Annotated in this window: 23 protein-coding genes and 1 pseudogene; 15 read left to right on the forward strand and 9 right to left on the reverse strand. The window is 43.9% G+C overall.

Going from position 1 to position 18,619, the window contains the following annotated elements; all coding sequences use genetic code 11:
* Positions 1-29: 29 nt before the first annotated feature.
* A complete protein-coding gene (hpsL, locus tag QUA78_RS08040; protein ID WP_333300217.1) occupies positions 30-1,694 on the forward strand; it encodes a hormogonium polysaccharide biosynthesis protein HpsL in 1,665 nt (554 codons plus the stop codon).
* A gap of 231 nt (positions 1,695-1,925) precedes the next feature.
* Here hpsL and QUA78_RS08045 read toward each other — a convergent pair whose 3' ends face one another.
* The 6 genes from QUA78_RS08045 to typA all read right to left on the reverse strand — a co-directional run bounded on the left by QUA78_RS08045 (position 1,926) and on the right by typA (position 7,612).
* The gene (locus QUA78_RS08045) at positions 1,926-2,156 is read right to left on the reverse strand and encodes a hypothetical protein (RefSeq protein WP_333300219.1); all 231 of its coding nucleotides are present in this window, start codon (positions 2,154-2,156) and stop codon (positions 1,926-1,928) included.
* A 68-nt stretch (positions 2,157-2,224) separates the two neighbouring features.
* On the reverse strand, positions 2,225-2,671 hold the full coding sequence (locus tag QUA78_RS08050) for a hypothetical protein (RefSeq protein ID WP_333300220.1): 447 nt from the start codon (positions 2,669-2,671) through the stop codon (positions 2,225-2,227).
* The gene (locus tag QUA78_RS08055) at positions 2,668-3,540 is read right to left on the reverse strand and encodes a ParA family protein (RefSeq protein ID WP_333300222.1); all 873 of its coding nucleotides are present in this window, start codon (positions 3,538-3,540) and stop codon (positions 2,668-2,670) included. The genes QUA78_RS08050 and QUA78_RS08055 overlap by 4 nt, the downstream gene beginning before the upstream one ends.
* A 225-nt stretch (positions 3,541-3,765) precedes the next feature.
* Complete coding sequence (locus QUA78_RS08060; protein WP_333300224.1) at positions 3,766-4,362, reverse strand: hypothetical protein; 597 nt, start codon at positions 4,360-4,362, stop codon at positions 3,766-3,768.
* Complete coding sequence (locus QUA78_RS08065; protein WP_333300226.1) at positions 4,352-5,503, reverse strand: AAA family ATPase; 1,152 nt, start codon at positions 5,501-5,503, stop codon at positions 4,352-4,354. The genes QUA78_RS08060 and QUA78_RS08065 overlap by 11 nt, the downstream gene beginning before the upstream one ends.
* 318 nt (positions 5,504-5,821) lie before the next feature.
* Entirely contained in the window at positions 5,822-7,612 is a 1,791-nt protein-coding gene (gene typA, locus QUA78_RS08070) for a translational GTPase TypA (RefSeq protein ID WP_333300228.1), read from the reverse strand.
* 268 nt (positions 7,613-7,880) lie between these two features.
* Between typA and QUA78_RS08075 the strand changes: the two are divergent.
* The 6 genes and pseudogenes from QUA78_RS08075 to QUA78_RS08100 all read left to right on the forward strand — a co-directional run bounded on the left by QUA78_RS08075 (position 7,881) and on the right by QUA78_RS08100 (position 10,086).
* A pseudogene (locus QUA78_RS08075) lies at positions 7,881-8,220 on the forward strand (type II toxin-antitoxin system RelE/ParE family toxin).
* Positions 8,213-8,572, forward strand: a complete 360-nt coding sequence (locus QUA78_RS08080; RefSeq protein ID WP_333300229.1) for a transcriptional regulator — start codon at positions 8,213-8,215, stop codon at positions 8,570-8,572. Before QUA78_RS08075 ends, QUA78_RS08080 begins: the two are co-directional and overlap by 8 nt.
* Before the next feature lie 50 nt (positions 8,573-8,622).
* Entirely contained in the window at positions 8,623-8,967 is a 345-nt protein-coding gene (locus tag QUA78_RS08085; protein WP_333300231.1) for a type II toxin-antitoxin system RelE/ParE family toxin, read from the forward strand.
* Positions 8,939-9,328 carry a transcriptional regulator gene (locus QUA78_RS08090; protein WP_333300232.1) on the forward strand — a complete coding sequence of 130 codons (390 nt, stop codon included), beginning with the start codon at positions 8,939-8,941 and terminating at the stop codon, positions 9,326-9,328. The genes QUA78_RS08085 and QUA78_RS08090 overlap by 29 nt, the downstream gene beginning before the upstream one ends.
* Positions 9,329-9,353: 25 nt before the next feature.
* Complete coding sequence (locus QUA78_RS08095) at positions 9,354-9,707, forward strand: type II toxin-antitoxin system RelE/ParE family toxin (RefSeq protein ID WP_333300235.1); 354 nt, start codon at positions 9,354-9,356, stop codon at positions 9,705-9,707.
* Positions 9,708-9,717: 10 nt separating this feature from the next.
* Positions 9,718-10,086, forward strand: a complete 369-nt coding sequence (locus tag QUA78_RS08100) for a transcriptional regulator (RefSeq protein ID WP_333398711.1) — start codon at positions 9,718-9,720, stop codon at positions 10,084-10,086.
* Between the two features lie 155 nt (positions 10,087-10,241).
* Here QUA78_RS08100 and QUA78_RS08110 read toward each other — a convergent pair whose 3' ends face one another.
* A complete protein-coding gene (locus tag QUA78_RS08110) occupies positions 10,242-10,481 on the reverse strand; it encodes a hypothetical protein (protein ID WP_333300242.1) in 240 nt (79 codons plus the stop codon).
* Between the two features lie 55 nt (positions 10,482-10,536).
* Between QUA78_RS08110 and QUA78_RS08115 the strand changes: the two genes are divergently transcribed.
* From QUA78_RS08115 to QUA78_RS08130, 4 genes are all read left to right on the forward strand, one after another.
* Positions 10,537-11,364, forward strand: a complete 828-nt coding sequence (locus QUA78_RS08115) for a M15 family metallopeptidase (RefSeq protein ID WP_333300239.1) — start codon at positions 10,537-10,539, stop codon at positions 11,362-11,364.
* A 169-nt stretch (positions 11,365-11,533) separates the two neighbouring features.
* A complete protein-coding gene (gene coaD, locus QUA78_RS08120) occupies positions 11,534-12,112 on the forward strand; it encodes a pantetheine-phosphate adenylyltransferase (RefSeq protein ID WP_333398713.1) in 579 nt (192 codons plus the stop codon).
* Positions 11,995-12,681: a DivIVA domain-containing protein gene (locus tag QUA78_RS08125; RefSeq protein WP_172191282.1), complete on the forward strand. Its 687-nt coding sequence runs from the start codon at positions 11,995-11,997 to the stop codon at positions 12,679-12,681. Before coaD ends, QUA78_RS08125 begins: the two co-directional genes overlap by 118 nt.
* Before the next feature lie 353 nt (positions 12,682-13,034).
* Complete coding sequence (locus QUA78_RS08130) at positions 13,035-14,087, forward strand: acyltransferase (RefSeq protein WP_333306601.1); 1,053 nt, start codon at positions 13,035-13,037, stop codon at positions 14,085-14,087.
* Between the two features lie 14 nt (positions 14,088-14,101).
* Here QUA78_RS08130 and QUA78_RS08135 read toward each other — a convergent pair whose 3' ends face one another.
* Complete coding sequence (locus QUA78_RS08135) at positions 14,102-14,833, reverse strand: TIGR04283 family arsenosugar biosynthesis glycosyltransferase (protein WP_333306599.1); 732 nt, start codon at positions 14,831-14,833, stop codon at positions 14,102-14,104.
* Positions 14,834-15,062: 229 nt separating this feature from the next.
* Between QUA78_RS08135 and ubiG the strand changes: the two genes are divergently transcribed.
* From ubiG to QUA78_RS08155, 4 genes are all read left to right on the forward strand, one after another.
* A complete protein-coding gene (ubiG, locus tag QUA78_RS08140; protein ID WP_333306597.1) occupies positions 15,063-15,908 on the forward strand; it encodes a bifunctional 2-polyprenyl-6-hydroxyphenol methylase/3-demethylubiquinol 3-O-methyltransferase UbiG in 846 nt (281 codons plus the stop codon).
* Positions 15,909-16,403: 495 nt separating this feature from the next.
* Positions 16,404-16,730 (forward strand): cupin domain-containing protein, encoded by a 327-nt coding sequence (locus QUA78_RS08145; RefSeq protein WP_333306595.1) that lies wholly within the window; start codon positions 16,404-16,406, stop codon positions 16,728-16,730.
* A gap of 162 nt (positions 16,731-16,892) precedes the next feature.
* Positions 16,893-17,405 carry a flavodoxin FldA gene (fldA, locus tag QUA78_RS08150; RefSeq protein ID WP_333306594.1) on the forward strand — a complete coding sequence of 171 codons (513 nt, stop codon included), beginning with the start codon at positions 16,893-16,895 and terminating at the stop codon, positions 17,403-17,405.
* Positions 17,406-17,534: 129 nt separating this feature from the next.
* Complete coding sequence (locus QUA78_RS08155) at positions 17,535-18,272, forward strand: alpha/beta hydrolase (RefSeq protein WP_333306593.1); 738 nt, start codon at positions 17,535-17,537, stop codon at positions 18,270-18,272.
* 17 nt (positions 18,273-18,289) lie between these two features.
* On the opposite strand, the gene QUA78_RS08160 is transcribed toward QUA78_RS08155, so the two are convergent.
* Positions 18,290-18,442 carry a hypothetical protein gene (locus QUA78_RS08160; RefSeq protein ID WP_333306591.1) on the reverse strand — a complete coding sequence of 51 codons (153 nt, stop codon included), beginning with the start codon at positions 18,440-18,442 and terminating at the stop codon, positions 18,290-18,292.
* Between the last annotated feature and the right edge of the window lie 177 nt (positions 18,443-18,619).

Consider the following 18,619-nt stretch of genomic DNA (forward strand, 5'->3'; position numbering starts at 1 on the left):
GCCTTCTACATAAGTGCCTTTTAGAAGTTATGTTGAAAACCAAGCGCAAATCCAAAAAATCCAAACACAAGCACAGCGAAAAAACCACAGCGCTAAGCAAAAAAGAAGTAGCAGCACAAAAACGCAAAACTTCACAAAAGCGCAATGAATTGCTGCAGGCGATCGCCATAAGCTGCTTAGTCAGCCTTGCTGCCAGCATCCCCCTGTTGTTCGTAGCCCGCCCTAAGATTGCTATTGCAGGAGGCGCAGCCGCAGCCATCTTGCTGCTTTCCTACAAGTACCCCCGTCAAGCTTTGTGGGCTTTTCTAATTTACGTGCCTTTTAGCGGTACAATTACTTACGCAATTGGCGGCGGGAATGCTGCATTTCAAATAGCCAAAGATGCTTTCTACATACCAGCCCTAATCGCCCTAATTCAAAGCTGCAAAAAGAAACAGTTGCCCCTGTTCATTCCCAAACAAATGCTTTCTACCTTCAGCGTCCTGTTAATGATGGCCATGCTGACTTTAATTTTTGTCAACGGCGATATGCAGCTCAACCCTATGAAGGGCGACAAACCAATTTTGCAAGGAATTCTCGGCTTAAAAGTATTGATAGGTTACATACCGCTGATTGCTTGTACCTATTATCTGCTCCGCACTAAGAAGGATTTGGTATTTTTTAGTCGAATGCACATCGTTTTGGCGATCGTTTGCTGCCTTCTCGGTTTGATTCAATACCTGTTGCTGCAAAGTGGAAAGTGTGCGGGCACCCGAGGAATGATCGGAGAAGAATTATATAAAGCAACGCTGCAAGCTAGATGTTTTGTCGGCGGTTCTTTGGTGTTCAGTCCAGAAGTCAAGTTTATCCGCTTGCCGGGAACTTTTGTCGCGCCTTGGCAGTGGGCGTGGTTTTTAATTTCTAATGCTTTTTTAACATTTGCCTCTGCCTTTTGTGACCCTTCATTCTGGTGGCGAGTTATCGGTTTATTTGGCATGGCCTTAGTATTTGCCAATGCCGTTATTTCCGGTCAACGAGCTGCTTTAGTTATGGTTCCCGTTGCTACGGCAATCCTGCTAGTTCTCACGGGTCAATTAGTTAATTTCAAACGATTTATTCCCATCGGTGCAGGACTGGCGATTCTGCTGTTTGTCGGTGCAGCAATTAACCCGGGAATTATCGAGCAGCGGTGGGAGAGTTTTGTTAGCCGCTGGAATGCTGCACCGCCCCAGCAGTTTCTCTTTAATCAATTTGAGCAGAGCAACAATTTTGTCATTGACAGACCTTTCGGTAGAGGAGTGGGACGAGCAACTAATTCAACGCGAATATTTGGTACCACGCAGCTAATTGAAACTTTCCAACCTAAGTTGATCTACGAACTCGGTTATCCGGGAATGATTGCTTTTCAAATCATGGTTTTACACTTAGCTTTTCTAACTTTTAGAGCTTACCGCTCAGTCAAGGACAAAAGTTTGCGGAGTTACGGAGCAAGTTTTTGGGTGTTTGTTGGATTTATTACGATCAATACTCAATACTATCCGCTAGATGTAGATCCGGTGTCCGTGTATTATTGGGTTTTAGCTGGGGCGATTTTAAAGTTGCCCAAAATTGACAAACAGGTGCAGGATGAAAAACACCAGGAACTTGAGTCAAAGGATTTGGAAGTTCACCAGCAATTAAAGGAGAAAAAAATTATTGCATCTGCCCCAATTTGACGGTCTTGGACGTAGAATTTCTAGATTGCAGGTTTGCACTGCAACTTACGGCTATAATAAATAGCAAATTCAACAACTTGTTCCGTAAGTCCTGTATTAATTCACTCGTAAGTTTACTGCGGTTGCCAAACCGGAGTGCTAGCATTCAAATTTTTACGGTTGGTCAATTTAGTCAATCCCGAACCGTCCCGATTAATTACATACAAGTTGCTTTTGTCACCTTGAATTTCATTAAACGCCAGTACCTTTGGTTTGATGGGCTGCGGTTGTGGGAGGGCTATGAATGCTCAAAAAAAAGCTGATTAAGAGTGTGAAGGAGATGAGGGCGATCGCCCTTATCCGCCATAATTTATTGAATCTGAAAAGTTGCAGAATTTGCAACAAGCTTTTCAGGGGCGGGCAAGATGCCCACCCCACACTCCACTTAAACTTTTGTGTAACAGGCTTTTGTGGAACTGGCATCTTGCCTGTTCCATATCCCAGCGGGAAATCCAAGTTAAAACGTATTTTATCGATTCATCTGCTAATTTTTAAAGTGTTTGTCTGTCGATATGTCTCGACAGCCTCAAACTCTGTTTAATTCTGCCAATAATTAGCTCAAACATTTTTTTGCGGGACGGATTCTTGCTGCTGGGCGGCATCCCTAACTCGCAACACATCAAGTTCAAGTCAGTTGCACTCATTGCCAACAATTTTTGCCTCACCTCTTCTTCATTACCATTCTTAGCTTGTAAACGCAGTTCTTCATAAACTTCTAGAACATTTCTAGCCGAGAAATTAGCAGGTTTATTAACATCAGCACCAGTGGAAATATCCGAAGTTTTTGACGCAGCAGAAAGCCCTCCACGCTTGACTTGAGTTTCAAGCCTGGTTAATTTTCTAGAAACGTCCCGCAAGATTTCCTTAAGTTCGCCAATTTCCTCAACTAACCCCCCGCTTTCTTGTTCGGAAGCAGCCAAAATTTCTTTTTTAATCATTTCAGATACTCCTCACACTCGCGCCATAGTTTTTCAAATTCTCTAACTAATTCTCGCGGCAGTTCTCCCTCATTAATTGCCCGTTTTAGCCCGACGCTTTCCCGAATGGTCGATTCTAAAAATCTAACTTCTATGTTATTGTCTTTTGATATCTCAGCGCAAAGTCTCTTTACTTCTCTCATGTAAAACTGAACTTCATTTGTCAGCAATCCTCCATAGGTTTTAGCTTTATTCATAAAGACTGCAATCTTGGGAAATGGATAAGGCTCAATCCGTTTCTGGAGCGAGTTTAAAACTAAACTCAATCCCCTAGAACCAAAATAATCGGGATTGACGGGAATCAATATTAAGTCGCAGCAAGAGAGTACGCTGTAGGTGAGGAGACTGAAGGAAGGTGAACAGTCAAAAAGCATCAAGTCGTATTTGGGGAGATTGGCAGAGTTGGCGATTTTGCCGATGAATCTGCGGATGAAGTCTTTAACACTTTTTCCCTCAAAGCCATCGATATCCAACCAATACAATTCTTCAACTGAAGGAACAAAATGCAACTGTTCGTCAATCTGATAAATGGTGTCGAAACCAACGGGAAATTTAAAGTTTTGTCCGGCTTTTTTAAAGACTTCTAGAGCGTCGTAAATGGTAAGTCTGTGCTTGAGAGATTGTTCGTACCACTTACCAAACTTGTCATCTAAATGACCGGTATTTTCGTTAAGTCCGATCGCCTCTGTGAGCGACATTTGCGGATCTAAGTCTAACATCAAGACTTCTAAGTCGGTTCCTTGGGATATAATATTTCCCAGACTCCAAGTGACGGTGGTCTTTCCGACACCGCCTTTGAAGTTGATTACGGCTATTGATTTAGGACTCATGGCTGGCTTTGTTTGGATTTTGCTCAAATATAAATTAAAACATATTGTGTGACTTAGTTCAGCCTGCGATCGCACACTAGGGTCACGATGTGCCAATTGATATATAAAAATGATATATCATTAACTAAGTAGAACAACTTAAGAAAACAGAAAACCCAGCTCTTCGATGGCTTTAAGAAATCGGGGATCTAACAGAACATTATGTCACATCAACTAACTCTTTTTTTAAAACTGTAACCGTTGCAACTCCGTACACGCATAACGGAGAGAAGGCAAAGTAATGCGATCGACTCCCTGAGGACATATTTCTGTAGCCAATTTTTTTGCCGCTCTTTTAGCTAGTTCAATCCTCTCTTCTGCACTCATTTTTTTATCTTTATAATCAGTATTTTCATTACATTCTTGTCCTTCCATATTGTTATTAATGTAATAAAACCACGTTTCAATATTTCGGGCTGGCACAAAAATAGCAACTTTCTCATTAGGCAGTCGCGGATCTCTGTTTAAATTACCTGCTGTTTCGTCTAATGCTATATTTAAAGAACGCATTCGATCGTCCAAGCTATCTTCATCAGCATCAATCATTACCACTACAGCAATATTTCTGTACTTACGTGTTCTTCTATAACTTTTCATAAGAGCTGGATAATACTTGACTATCGAAGCATTGTTATTCTCAATTACTCTCCCTTTAGGATTGCCAAAGTCTTTAATTTTGCGATCGTCCAAGCCCCGGCAGATTAGATATTGTCTGATAAATCGCTCTTGGTCAATATCTTCACAGAGAATAGTTACTTCTGGTAAATCATCTCTACTTGTCATAAATCCATCCAAGTTCTATAAGCTTAGCAACTGATAAACCTTCTTCTTCAGTATCAGTAATTGGCCACACGCGGACAGCTTCATTATCTTTTCGTTCAAACCAATAACCTGAATTGCTAGCTAAGTAATTAATTAATGAGGGGTGATGAGAAATTAACATTGCTTGTGCTTGATTTTCCAGACAATAGTCCATCACCCTACCCCACCAAGGTTTTATTTCCGGTAAAGCCAGGAAATTTTCTGGTTCATCAATACACAAAGTAAAATTATCATCAGGAGAACAATATATTAAGGTGTATAGAGCAATTAAAGCTTTTTGACCATGTGATAATTCATTAAGCCTATAAGCAGCCTTGCTGGGACGGGTAAAAGATGCTGATAAAATCCTAACATCACCGGATTTAGAATTTTGAAATGAATCAAATCCTTGGATAATCTTTTGTAATTCCACCGTTAATTTAAGGATTTTACCTTGAGATTCTTGAGATAAATAGCTGTACCAAGCTGCATAATTTGACATATCCCAGTTAGGTGCACTTTCCTCCTTAAGGCTTTCTGATTCCATTATATAAGGATTGATCTGTACAATAAAAAAGTTAGAAATCCGTTTTTTGAACCATGTAAGCTTTAGATTGTCAGGCCTCTCGTAAATAAAACCAATGCCAGAACGCGACCAATCAAAGAACGGCAAGAAAGGACCTTCGCGATCGGGATCGTCATTATACAGCCTAGCTTGACCTACAGGCATACCTCTATCCCCTGCATCAACCCAGAAATTAAACAGAGGTTGTCCGTCAAAAGTTAAGCTTTCTAGTCGCATTCTAGGAGGTGCATAGTCTCCTTGATGTTCGATCTCTAGGGTATATTTATAAATGCCACCATTTCCTTCAATATCTAATTCAAATTTTTGAATGTTTGATTTTTGCCATCTTGTTAAATCCTTGCTTGCAAACAAATCTGATACTTTATAATCTTGCTGGAAAGCTTGATCGCCTAAAATAAATTTCTGTAGTTTTCTTAAAACCTCGAAAACGGTAGTTTTGCCCGATCCATTTGAACCCATAAAGAGATTTAAGCCAGCTACTGTCAATTCAAAATTGACCAGGCATCTAAAATTATTTACATAAATTCTCTTCAGCATAATTTTTATTGATAAACGTTAGGATAATGAGCAATTTAAGGGCCGATTAGAGATACATCCGTTTCCCACAAGACTTTGTACTTGCAAAGCAAAGCCAATTAGTTATTTTTATGTCTTGAAATTGGTTAAGCGAAAGGCTTCTTTAACCAATTCTTAGTTAAGTTCAAGGGTTGTTTTCATGGTTCCATCTGCTTAATTGCTTCTCAAATTTAGATGCTCCTCATAATTACTGGGTTGTTTACAATTATTAATATTGCCTTTAAATACAGTTTGAAGTTGACACTAAGGGCTAGCAATTTTGCCAGCCCTCAAGTTGTTTTAGCGTTTGACCAACTTCTTAGAAACCTTCCGCAAGCGAATTGATTTAGGAGTTACTTCCACCAATTCATCCTGACCGATGTACTCCAAAGCACGCTCCAAACTCATATCTACTGGTGCTTGCAATTGCGCCAATTCTTCACCGCCCGATGCGCGGTGGTTTGTCAACTGCTTCGACTTGCAAATATTCAGCTCCATGTCTTCATCTCGGTTGTTTTCTCCGATAATCATCCCTCTGTAAACCTTGGTTCCGGGGGTAATGAAAAATACGCCGCGGTCTTCAGCATTTTTCAGTGAATAAGTAGTTGCAATTCCTTCTTCAAAAGAAATCAATACTCCGTTGCGACGGGCGATAATTTCTCCACCGAGGGGGCGATAGTCGAGGAAGCTGTGGTTCATAATTCCAGCGCCGCGAGTCAAGCGCATGAACTCGCCTCGGAATCCAATCAAACCGCGAGCGGGGACTGAAAATTCGATTTGGGTGCGACCGGTGCTGCTGACGTGCATATCTTGCATTTCTGCTTTCCGCTGACCGAGGCGTTCGATGCAGCCGCCGACTGCTTCTTCGGGTACGTCTAACACCAAACATTCAAAGGGTTCGCAGGGACGACCGCCGACTTCGCGGAAGATTACTTGCGGTTGAGATACTTGGAATTCGTATCCTTCGCGACGCATATTTTCGATCAGGATTCCGAGGTGGAGTTCGCCGCGGCCGGATACGAGGAATTTGTCGGGAGATTCGGTTTCTTCGACGCGCAAGGCGACGTTGGTTTGGAGTTCTCGCATCAGCCGATCGCGAATTTGACGCGATGTTACCAAACTACCTTCTTGACCGCAGAACGGCGAATCGTTCACAGAGAAAGTCATCTGCAAAGTTGGTTCGTCTACTTTGATTAAAGGCAGCGCTTGCGGGTCGTTGGGGCAGGTAATTGTCTCGCCAATATACGCATCAGCAAAACCGGCAACGGCGACAAGATTACCAGCAGAAGATTCTGGGATATCAATCCGCTTCAGGCCTTCAAAGCCCATCAATTTGGTAATTTTTGATTTGACAAGCGCGCCGCTTTCTGTAATTAAGACTGCTTGTTGGCCGATTCTAATCGTGCCGTTGTGGATGCGGCCGATGACGATGCGACCGACGTATTCTGAGTAATCTAAGGTGGTTACTTGCAGTTGCAGCGGCTTTTCGGGGTCGCCTACGGGGGGCGGTACGTGGTCGAGGATTTCTTCAAAGAGGGGCTTCATATCTACCCCTTCGTCTTCGAGGTGTTTTTTGGCGTAACCGCTTAAGCCGGAACCGAAGAGATAGGGAAATTCGCACTGATCGTCGTCAGCACCTAGTTCGAGGAACAGATCCAAAACTTTATCGACGGCTTTGTGGGGGTCGGCTCGCTCGCGATCGATCTTATTCACAAAGACGATCGGGCGCAGTCCTTTTTCTAGGGCTTTTTTGAGCACGAAGCGGGTTTGCGGCATCGGGCCTTCGTTGGCGTCTACGATCAGCAGACAGCCGTCAACCATCCCGAGAACTCGTTCGACTTCGCCGCCGAAGTCCGCGTGTCCGGGGGTATCGACGATGTTGATCAGGGTTTCTCCGTACCTGACGGCGGTGTTTTTGGAAAGGATGGTAATGCCACGTTCGCGCTCGATGTCGTTCGAGTCCATGACGCAATCTGGGATTTCTTCCCCTTCGCGGAAGATCCCGGACTGTCTGAGGAGAGCGTCCACAAGGGTGGTTTTGCCGTGATCGACGTGAGCAATGATGGCGACGTTGCGAATGGGAAGACTCATAATGCGTCTGGAACGTTAAACGGATCTAACTAAAGATTTCTTAATAATTGTAGCGCATGGAGTCAAGGGCCGATCGGACGGGCTGCAAGATTCGAGTTCTCCGTCGCTAGAATCAAGATTATGGAAGCGCAACCGAGAGAAATTGAGCATTACACTACCCCTGACGGCAGAGTTCTTTTCGATCGGCGATCTTGAGTTGGCCCTGGTGAAGAAGCTTTGATAGGGCGATCGCCGGTATTAAGATGAGGGTGCAAGTACGATAGACCTTATGGAAGTACAACCGAGGGAAATTCAGCAGTATCAGATACCTGATGGCAAAATTCCTTTTTCCGAGTGGTTGGAATCTCTCCCTTGACTTTAAAGGCAAAGCCAAGATTGTTAAAAGGCTTGAGCGGGTTAGCGATGGCAATCTGGGAGATTCTCGATCGCTGGGAGAGGGAGTCTGGGAATTTAGGATTGACTTTGGCCCGGGCTACCGCGTTTATTTTGGACAAATAGAAACAACTATAGTGCTTCTGCTGTGTGGCGGAGATAAAAGCACTCAAGAGCAAGATATTAGCACAGCTAAGAAATATTGGAGAGAATACAGGAGCAGAGAAAATGCCTAAAAGCGTACCTTACCATCCGTTAAAAATTAAATCTCTCAAAGACCCCTTATTTGCTGCGGCTTACCTCACAGAGATACTTGAGGAGGAAGAAGGAGATTTGGAATTAGGAATCATGCGAAAAGCACTTCGAGATGTATTTGAGGCTCTGGGCGAACCAAATATGTCTGCTGAAGATGCTAAATTGCACCTGAAAAAATTAGATGTTTTGATGTCGCAGAATGGAAGTGCAACAATTTATGCTTTGGCAAATTGGCTGAATGCTCTGGGATTGAAGTTAACAGTTGCGGTTGATGCAGGGGAAGAGTCAGGTTCTGTTGCTGATGTTGAGTTGGTGGAGGTTGGTAATGTTTGATTGGGGGCGATCGCCCGTATTAAGCTCGGGGTGCAAGTACGATCGACCTTATGGAAGTACAACCGAGGGAAATTCAGCGTTATATCAGACAAAATGGCACAGTTCCCTTTGCAGAATGGTTTACAACCCTGCGGGATGTTAACGCTAAAATTAGGATTGATAAAAGGCTTCAGCGGGTTAGCGGTGGCAACTTAGGAGATTATCGATCGGTTGGCGCAGGAGTTTGGGAATTAAGGATTGACTATGGCCCGGGCTACCGAATCTACTTTGGACAAGCGGGAGCTACGATTGTGCTTATCCTGTGCGGTGGAGATAAAAGCACTCAAGACCAAGACATTGTTAAAGCTCAGGAATACTGGAGAGATTATGAAAGACGCCAAAGTGCCGACGAGTGATAGTTATCATTCTTTTAAAATTTCCAATTTCAAAGACCCAAATTATGCTGCTGCTTACCTCTCACTGATCTTTGAAGAAGAGGAAGAAGGCGATTTAGAGATGGGAATAATGCGAAAATCGCTTCGAGATGTATTTGAGGCTCTGGGCGAACCAATTATGTCTGATGAGGAGGCCTCATTGCATCTGGAAAAATTAGATGTTTTGTTGTCGCAGAATGGAAGCGCGACAATTTATGCTTTGGCTAATTGGCTGAAGGCTTTGGGATTGAAGTTAACTGTTGCGGTTGATGAAGGGGATAAAGTGAAAGAGGGAAGTTCTGTTAGTGATGTTGCAGAAGTAGCTGAGGTTAGTAAGGTTTGATTTTGGGTCGATCGCCGGTATTAAGATGAGGGTGCAAGTACGATCGACTTTATGGAAGTACAACGAGAGAGATATTCAGCGTTACAGCACGCCAGACGGCAAAGTTCCTTTCTCGGAGTGGTTAGACTCCCTGCGGGATCTCAAGGCAAAATTTAAGATTGACCGGCGACTAGATCGAGTTGGGACTGGAAATTTCGGAGATTATCGAGCAGTCGAAGAAGGTGTCTATGAGTTGAGGATAAATTACGGCCCCGGCTATCGGGTCTATTTTGGACAAGTAGAAGAAACAATTGTACTTTTGTTGATAGGCGGGGATAAAAGCACTCAAGAGCAAGATATCCACAAGGCTAAAATATACTGGACAGATTACAGGAGTTAAGACAATGACAATGCCTAAGAGCTTACCTTATCACCCCTATAAAATTTCAAATCTCAAAGATCCGGCATATTCTGCTGGCTATCTCACAGAGATTTTTGAGGAAGAAGCAGGCGATTTGGAATTAGGAATAATGCCAAAAGCGCTGAGAGATGTATTTGAGGCTCTTGGAAAACTAAATATGTCAGATGAAGAGGCATCATTGCACCTGGAAAAATTAGATGTTTTGCTGTCGCAGAATGGAAGTGCGACAATTTATGCTTTGGCTAATTGGCTGAATGCTCTGGGATTGAAGTTAACAGTTGCGGTTGAGGAAGGGGATAAAGGGGAAGACGAAGGTTCTGTTGGTGGTGCTGAGTTGGCGGAAGTTGGTAATGTTTGATTGTGGTCGATCGAGCTTTAAGCTATTAATTAGACCTTGACGGCGCTCGAAGACCGATCGCTAAAGGAAGTAGCCGATCGCTCCGGGGTATCCTACAATACTGTTAAAACTTATGCCCGATCGCCGGTATGGCAATGGCTGACATCGGTGCTCTGCTAAAATTGGCGCGGACGTTTGATGTGTCGATCGCAGAATTGTTGGATTTTGTCAATTTGTAACAAATTACACTTAAAATAAACCAGCACCACCAACGCCAACCAGTTCGACCTCGGATGGACGATCGACTGTGCGACGATCGCCCAAGCAACAGATTCGAGAGTTGGCGGATGGGATAGGGCGAAGTCTGGAAGAGATGATATATACTCAGCGGCAATTGTAGCTGTTCGATCGCCCATATCGGTCTACAATTTTTAACGTTGAGCCTTATTGAAGTGCAGGAGTGGAGCTGGCTTGGATAACGCTAGTCTGTCAAGAAAACCCCCGCAAGCCTCGGAGCTTGTCGCCGACGAAATTCCAGAAGCAGTGCGAGACCACCCATACCTAGAAGCAGGGCCGAGTCAGTCCAAGAAAAAAGGGCTAATTTGGAAACTGCTAGGGTTGGCCGCATTAGCCTGTGGGGTCAGCATCTGGCTGCACCTCAACTTTAACTTGTTCCCAGCCACCAGTCAGGCAGAGCAAACTCAACAAAATCCAGCACCGGTGAGTTCCGCGTCTGGGTCGGTCGCGAGTCCAGCTACCAACCCAAAAGCCACCGCAACCCCAGACAACCTGCTGGGACACTTGCCGTACACAGAAGCACCAGCCAAAGACTTGGTAGGCGTCACCCCCGACGGTAACGTCACACTCCGCACCTCAGCAGCAGCAAAATATCAGGAAATGGCCAACGCCGCAGCGGCCTCAGGCATTTACTTCGCTCCCATATCCGGCTTTCGCTCCCTCGAAGACCAACAACACGTATTTTTTGACGTGAAAGCCGAACGCAGGCAAAACGCCAGCAAGCGAGCTGAAGTCAGCGCCCCTCCAGGTTACAGCGAACACCACACCGGTTACGCGATCGACATCGGCGACGGCAGCGCCCCGGAAAACAACCTGAGTCCCAGTTTTGAAAATACCCAAGCATTTAAGTGGTTAGAAGCCAACGCCGTCGCTTTCAGCTTTGAAATGTCCTTCCCCAAAAACAATCGCCAAGGCGTCAGTTACGAGCCTTGGCACTGGAGGTTTGTGGGCGACAAGCAAAGCCTCGAAACTTTCTACAAAGCTCATTCTATGAAAAAGTAGAAGGAAGTTCGGCAACGAGCAATGTACGGGATTTAACGGATTTAACGGATAGATGTTGAGAGAATTAAGTCAAGCGTGAAGATTTCCCTCCCACTCCCCCACTCCCCCACTCCCCCACTCTCCCACTCTCCCACTCCCCCACTCCCCCCCACTCCGTTGAGCCAAACTCGTGATTGCAATCTATCCAGGCAGCTTTGACCCCATAACCTTCGGTCACGCAGACATTATCGAGCGGGGATCTAAACTGTTCGATCGGGTAATTGTTACGGTAGTCAGAAACCCCAGCAAAACCCCTCTCTTCACCGTAGAGGAACGGATCGAGCAGATCCTGCGCTCTACCCAACACTTGCCAAACGTAGAAGTAGACAGTTTTGAGGGTTTGACAGTAAACTATGCTAAGATTCGACAAGCCAAAGTGCTGCTGCGGGGGCTCCGGGTATTAACAGATTTTGAAATGGAACTCCAGATGGCCCACACCAATAAAACCCTTCTGGGTGAAATTGAAACAGTTTTTTTGGCAACTTCTAACGAGTACAGCTTTTTAAGTAGTAGTGTAGTTAAAGAAATAGCCAAGTTTGGTGGCTCCGTAGATCATCTTGTTCCGAAACACGTCGCCCTAGATATTTACAAATGTTACGCCAGCAGGAACCAACTCGCATCGAACCCGACAGTACCGGCCTCCGCACTGAGAACGAATCACCTCAGAACACAGCCGCCTTCGGAGACCCCACCCGAACCGCAGGAGTAGACATCCAGCGGGAATTGAACAGGCTTGAGGAAATTGTTCTCGACAGCCCGCGAATTCCTATGACCAGACGCACTCTGGTGGATGAAGAACAGTTGCTCGATCAGTTAGACTTGGTGAGGCTAAATTTGCCGATCGCCTTTCAGGAAGCCGAGACGATCATCCGGCACAAGGACGACTTGCTTCAAGAGGCGGAACTTTACGCTCAGGAAGTGATAGAAGCAGCAGAACAGAGAGCGGCAGAACTTTTAAACGATATGGGCCTGCTCCAGCAGGCGAAGATAGAAGCAGATCAGTTGCGGCAGCAAGTTTTGCTCGACTGCGAGGCAATTCAGCAGGCGACGCTGGCGGAAGTCGAACAAATTCGCTACCAGGCTCAAGAGGAATTGGAAGAGATGAGAGTCAGGGCGATGGCTGAATGCGAAGAAATTCAAAACGGAGCCGACGATTATGCCGACCAAGTGCTAGATAATATCGAGCACAAGCTGAGCGATATGCTGCGCGTGATCCGCAACGGGCGCGATCGGTTGGATAGTGTTTCTGCGTCGCACATCCATCACACCAACGGTTAGCCAAAAGTTAACTCATTGCTTGAACCTTTATAAAAATCTACCTAAATTAGGTAGATTTTTTTTTGAATAGTCTTTATAGTCTTTCTTCCTCAATTCCAGCACTCGGTGACTTATTTTTGCCGAGATAAGTTTTGTGAACATAGGAGCAAATATAACATTTTATGATATTCTGCTCCTCATACCAAATCCGGCTTAAAAACCCCCTTTATCTCTTAGTCCCCCTTTGCTCGGACTTCGTTTGACTCTATGCAGCGGTTTCAACCGCCGAATGATAAAAGGGGTAGCAAACCCGGATTTCGTATCAGACAAAAAATTTTTAATTTAAATCAAATTTTTGCAATCTAATTTTTACCATGCAAAAAGTTTCTAATCGGTTCGCTGAATTTGATTTGATCCGAGCTTTAGCGATCGTCAGTGTTGTGATTACTCATGCTGGGTTCTTGGCATTTAAAGATCGCAGAATTTTATTTGTCGCGATCGATACATTTCAACTGTTCTGCGTACCTGCATTTTTACTGCTGAGCGGCTTTTTTCTCACCAACAAACTGGAAAATCAAAATAATCCCGCACAGGTAGTCAAAAAAAGACTGTCAAAAATTCTACCCCCCTATCTATTTTGGTCAGTAGCTTTGTACATTTTAAATAATTGGGGGGAACTCCAAAAATTTGATTTACTGTCATTACTCAGAGATATCCTGACCGGCTCGGTGATGCCTCCCTATTACTTCATCGTTGTGATTGTTCAATGCTACGGCTGGTGGTGGCTTCTCGTGAAATTAAGATTTTTAGAACCCAGAAAAGTTTTGGCTTTGGGCTTAACAATTCAAACAATTTTTACAATCTTCTTCTACTTAACCGCTCTCAAATACATATCAATACCTCTACCTTTGATGGAGCGCTGGATTTTTAGTTGGATTTTGCCATTTTCAACTGGTCTCTTTTTGGGCGGTTCCTATGACAGAATTCAACCCGTTCTCGAACGCAGAAAAATACCAATTTTAGTGGCAACTATCCTCTTTTATATAGCGAGCATTTGGGAATATTACCTGATAAGTGGAGTTAATTCGGAGGGATGGTTTCTGCGATCGTTTTTTAAAATATCTTCTCAAGGATACGCAATTTTTTTCGTATTGTCGATCCTGGCATTTTCTAAGAGTATCGCACTTCCCAGTAGAATATCTGGGTTAATCAAAATATTAGCTGCTTATTCATTCCCTATCTATCTCCTGGATTCGACAGTAGTGAAATATGTGTTGTTAGTGTTTTATAAGTTTATTGACCCGGTAAATCCGCTGCTGAAGTTCGGCTTTTTAGTTAGCGGGACTTTGTTAGGTTGTTGGGTGATTATTTACCTGTTACAGAAAGTTTTGCCCGCAAAATACAGCCAGTCCATTCTGGGAATTTAATCGAATTTTATGTCTCAGCGGATGTCTTCATAAAACTGCTTGAGATACCGGGGAGAAACGCCAAAACCCCACAAAAAACCAATCAAAAAATAGATGGCCGTTGCTTTAAATTCGCCCCAATTCGCCACTCGGCGATCGCTACTTTCGACTACCCTATTAACTAACTTAATTTTACCCCGCCGCACTAATTTTAAACATAAATCTGCTTCCTCCATAATTGGCAGCGCAGCATCGAAACAGTCGCATTCCAAAAAGTCGGCGCGGCGGCAAAAAATAACTTGGTCGCCAAACAGCAGGCGCAATCCTTTAAAAAATAAATGAGGTCGAAATAACAGCGGCGCGTAATAAGTTTTGAGGTAATTGTGCAGGGAAAAACCCCATCTTGTTTGCTGCGAACCAGCCATCAGGGAGATAAACCCGCCGCCGACGATTTCGGCATCGGACAATGTTTTCTGGATGACTGCTACCATGTCGTCGGGAACTAAAGTATCGGCGTGGAGAAAGCACAGAATTTCGCCGGTGGCGACTTGGGCACCTAAATTCATTTGCACGGAACGTCCGGCTGTACTGCTAGAAATAACGCGGGTGGCAGCGGAAAGTGCGATCGCCACTGTTTCGTCTTGACTGCCGCCGTCTACCACCAACACTTCCCAAGCCGGAGGATTGAGGATGCTGAGTTGGCGGAGGGTGCGTTCCAGACAAGTCGCTTCGTTGAGGGCTGGGATGATAATAGAAACGCGATCCATTTCGTTGAAATTTGTGCCAAAAGTATTATAATAAAAAGCTGTGGCGATTCGCAACTTTAGAGAAAATAGAACTTATGCGCGCGGATTCAGAAACCCGGTTCCTGCCTGCGAACTCGTCACGAAACCTCTGATTTTTTACAAAAATTTGGTTTGTTGGCGTCATTTCTATAAAATCAGGCAAAAGTGCGATCGCCCTCTATATTTTCCACTAATCAGGACTGAGAAAATCGTGCAAAAAACTGAAGTAAAAAATGATTTAGAATTTTATGAGGAAAATGCCGATAATTGGTGGGACGAAAATGCTAAAATTTATGCCTTATACCATCTAAATAAACCCAGATTTGAGTTTTTCGACAGACACGCGACTAATTGGCAAGGGCTGAAAACCTTAGATGTCGGGTGCGGCGGCGGCTTTTCTTGCGAGTTTATGGCCGAGAGAGGCGCTATTGTTTCTGGAATAGATCGATCGGACAAGTGCATTGTAGCAGCTCAAAATCACGCAGTTACCAGCGGTTGGGAGATTGACTACAGGCAAGGTTTTGCCGAAAATATGCCCTACGACGACAATACCTTTGATGTTGTAATCTGCGTGGATGTTTTGGAACACGTGGCCGATTACAAAAAGGTTGTGTCAGAGGTTCACAGGATTCTCAAGCCTGGCGGACTGTTCTTTTTTGATACCATCAACCGAACTTTTTCCTCACAAATTGTGATGATTGGACTGATGGAAAATACATTGCAGGAAATTAAGCGGGGCGTTCACGATTGGGAAAAGTTTGTTACCCCGGAGGAACTGTCTGTGGTAATGCGCGATACGGGTTTCGGCAAGATTGAAATTAAAGGTTTTGATATGTTTGGAGAAATGGGCGCTATTTTAGCCGAGATGCACGGTTTTTGGGGGAATTTTACAAGTGGAAAGCAGCTATTTCCTTCCCGGGAAAGTTTCCAACAAGTTTCTCAAGTGCTAGTCTCTAATATCGCTAACTATTTTGATTACAAAAAGTCTGGCTTGTTTAAAATCAGAATTAATGAGGATACGTCGATTATGTATGTGGGCGTAGGGGCGAAGAATTAGTCGGTTAATTGTTGATTGTTGATTGTTGACTGTTGTCATTAGGGGCGAGTTTGAGACGGATTTTGGCGATCGACAAATCCGGCTAAAACCCGCCTCTATTGCATTTTGTAGGGTGCGCGCGCAGCGTTGCACCTTACCCTGTTGAGTGCAATATACATATTCCGTAGGGACAAGGCGCCGTATCCTTACGGTGTTGGGGGCAATTGAGAATGGCTGTATTCGCGATCGCACTACAAACCTAATTTTAAGCACTAACTGCGAATAATTACCAAATATTTTTAACGTTAAGTCATCGCACCTCGCAGTTCGATCGCCCAAAAATACGGCCCAGTCTTAATTTGGGGCTGGTCGCGTTGAGCGGACAGCTAGCTTGACAGCCTTTTGTAATAAATCTTAATGCTTGATTCTTGACAATTTATCTAAATTGCATGGTAGCTTATTGAATATTAATTGCAATAAGTGCCGGAAGTTAATAGTACCTGGAGGTCAATCACCGTGACAGCAGCAATAGTTTCCGCGTCAGCCTCGCGAATCAGCGACGGACAATCCGCCGACAGCCAAAAACTGATGAGTTTGGGTAAAAATTCCGAAATACCTGACCTCGATAACTCCAAAGATGTAACCCTCGCCGTCTTAGAAGGAGTGGGGACTCTCACGGTGTGCGATCGAACAGTGACTTTAAAACCGGGAGTATTTGTGTTTGTACCCGCCGGCATCCCGCGCAGTCTAAAAGTACAAACGACGCTGAATTTGTTACTAATTGACTGCGAACCTGACCCCGATATGAGCGAGTCAGCTTGGTTGATGAATTTTCAACTTTAACCCGATGAAAAAACAGTGTCCTTGCTGCCTTGACTCCCTAATTTCTCAGGTTTGCCACAACCGTGTCTACTGTTTTTGTCTGAATTGCAGGCAGGAAATGCCAAATCCTGACTCAAAAAAAATAATTCTCAAGCACTATCAAATTTCACCTTCGGAGTAAAAATGTCAAAAGCAATTGGTCTTTTCTACGGAACTACAACTGGGAAAACTGAGTCGGTAGCTGAAATGATTCGGGATGAACTTGGCGGCAATCTCGTGACCTTGCACGATATCGGCAGCGTTGAAAATGATGATTTTGCTGAATACGAATGTCTGATTATCGCTTGTCCGACTTGGAATATCGGCGAACTGCAAAGCGACTGGGAAGGATTTTTTCCCGAACTTGACGATATTGATTTTAGCGGCAAAAAAGTAGCTTATGTGGGAACTGGCGACCAAGAAGGCTACCCGGATAATTTTATGGATGCAATGGGCATTCTGGCTGAAAAAATTTCGGAACAGGGCGGCGAAACAGTGGGTTATTGGCCGGTAGAGGGCTATGATTTTAATGAATCTAAAGCTGTAGTCAATGGCAAGTTTTTGGGTCTTGCTATTGATGAAGACAACCAATCCGATCTGACGGAATCGCGCATCAAATCTTGGGTATCTCAACTCAAGAAAGAATTTAGCTTGTAGACTTAACGGTAGCAGGGTGAGTTTTGTAATTAGATTATGTTCGGCAATCAAAATTACGCACTCAACCCGCCCCGAAAATCTAGCAGATAAATTATTATTGTTAATAACTCGATATCCAACTTAAAATAGATGAAATTTAGTTCAGAAGACGTGCTTTGGTTAAGTGTAAGCCCGAGTTTGCAATTCTTCGATCGCTCGCTGCTTTCCTACTTAAATGATTCTGTACCAGTGCAAATATGGGAATACCAACAAACTGAAGACGAAGCTTGCTCTTTAGATATGGCTGTTGAACTTTTGCACGATTTTTTAACATTGCGCGATCGCCCAATTCATCTCATAGGCCACAGTACCAGCGGATTAGTTGGTTTAATGTATGCGCGTCGATATCCTCACAAAGTAAGTTCTTTGGGACTTTTAGCGGTCGGTTTGCCATCTGCTATTAATTGGCAAGCACATTACTATACGCATCTTTCAGCTTTTCCCTGGAGTCGCAAACAAGTTTTGAATCAAATAGTAGGCGATATGCTGGGATGCCAAAATCAAATTATCCATCAAAAATTCATATTATATTTTGAGGATGACTTAGCCTGTTCTCCTTGTCCTCACTCTTTATTTAGGATGAGTGATTCCCGCGAGCAAGGTGTAGAAGTACCTTTGTTAATATGCAGCAGCAAAACGGATTTTGTTGTATCTCCTCTGGTTATGCGCCGCTGGCCGAAATTTCTTAAAAAAGGCGATCGGCTTTGGGAATGTCAAGACGGTAGGCATTTCTTTCACCACTTCTATCCAGAACAAGTCGGCGAAGAAATACTTAATTTTTGGCTATCTCTACACAGCCGCCAAGTAATTCTAAATTTTAAATGTTAGGTCGCATTTGCTATTTTTTATACGAAATTTTCTGTGGTAAATACTACATGAATGTCGGTAATTTCGGTGATTTTTTTCAGACCTGCTTCTACTGTTTTGGCGCAGTTGCACCAGTCCTTACCGCCAATTTTAGTTTGTAGGGTTTTGAAGGATGGAGTTTGAGTTATCATCAGTATCTTTTTGAGATTTGAGAATACTTGTACAACTTGTTTAACATATATTCAGATGTTTTAATAAATGGTATGCTAATTATAGTGGATTTGTTAATTAACTGTAGTTTAGACTAAATAAAGATGAGAACGGTGGCTTTCAGAAGAACTAGAGCCACCGCGCCGGGAGAGAATAAG

The organism is Microcoleus sp. K4-B3 (genome assembly GCF_036704615.1).
In the GTDB taxonomy this organism is placed as follows: domain Bacteria; phylum Cyanobacteriota; class Cyanobacteriia; order Cyanobacteriales; family Microcoleaceae; genus Microcoleus.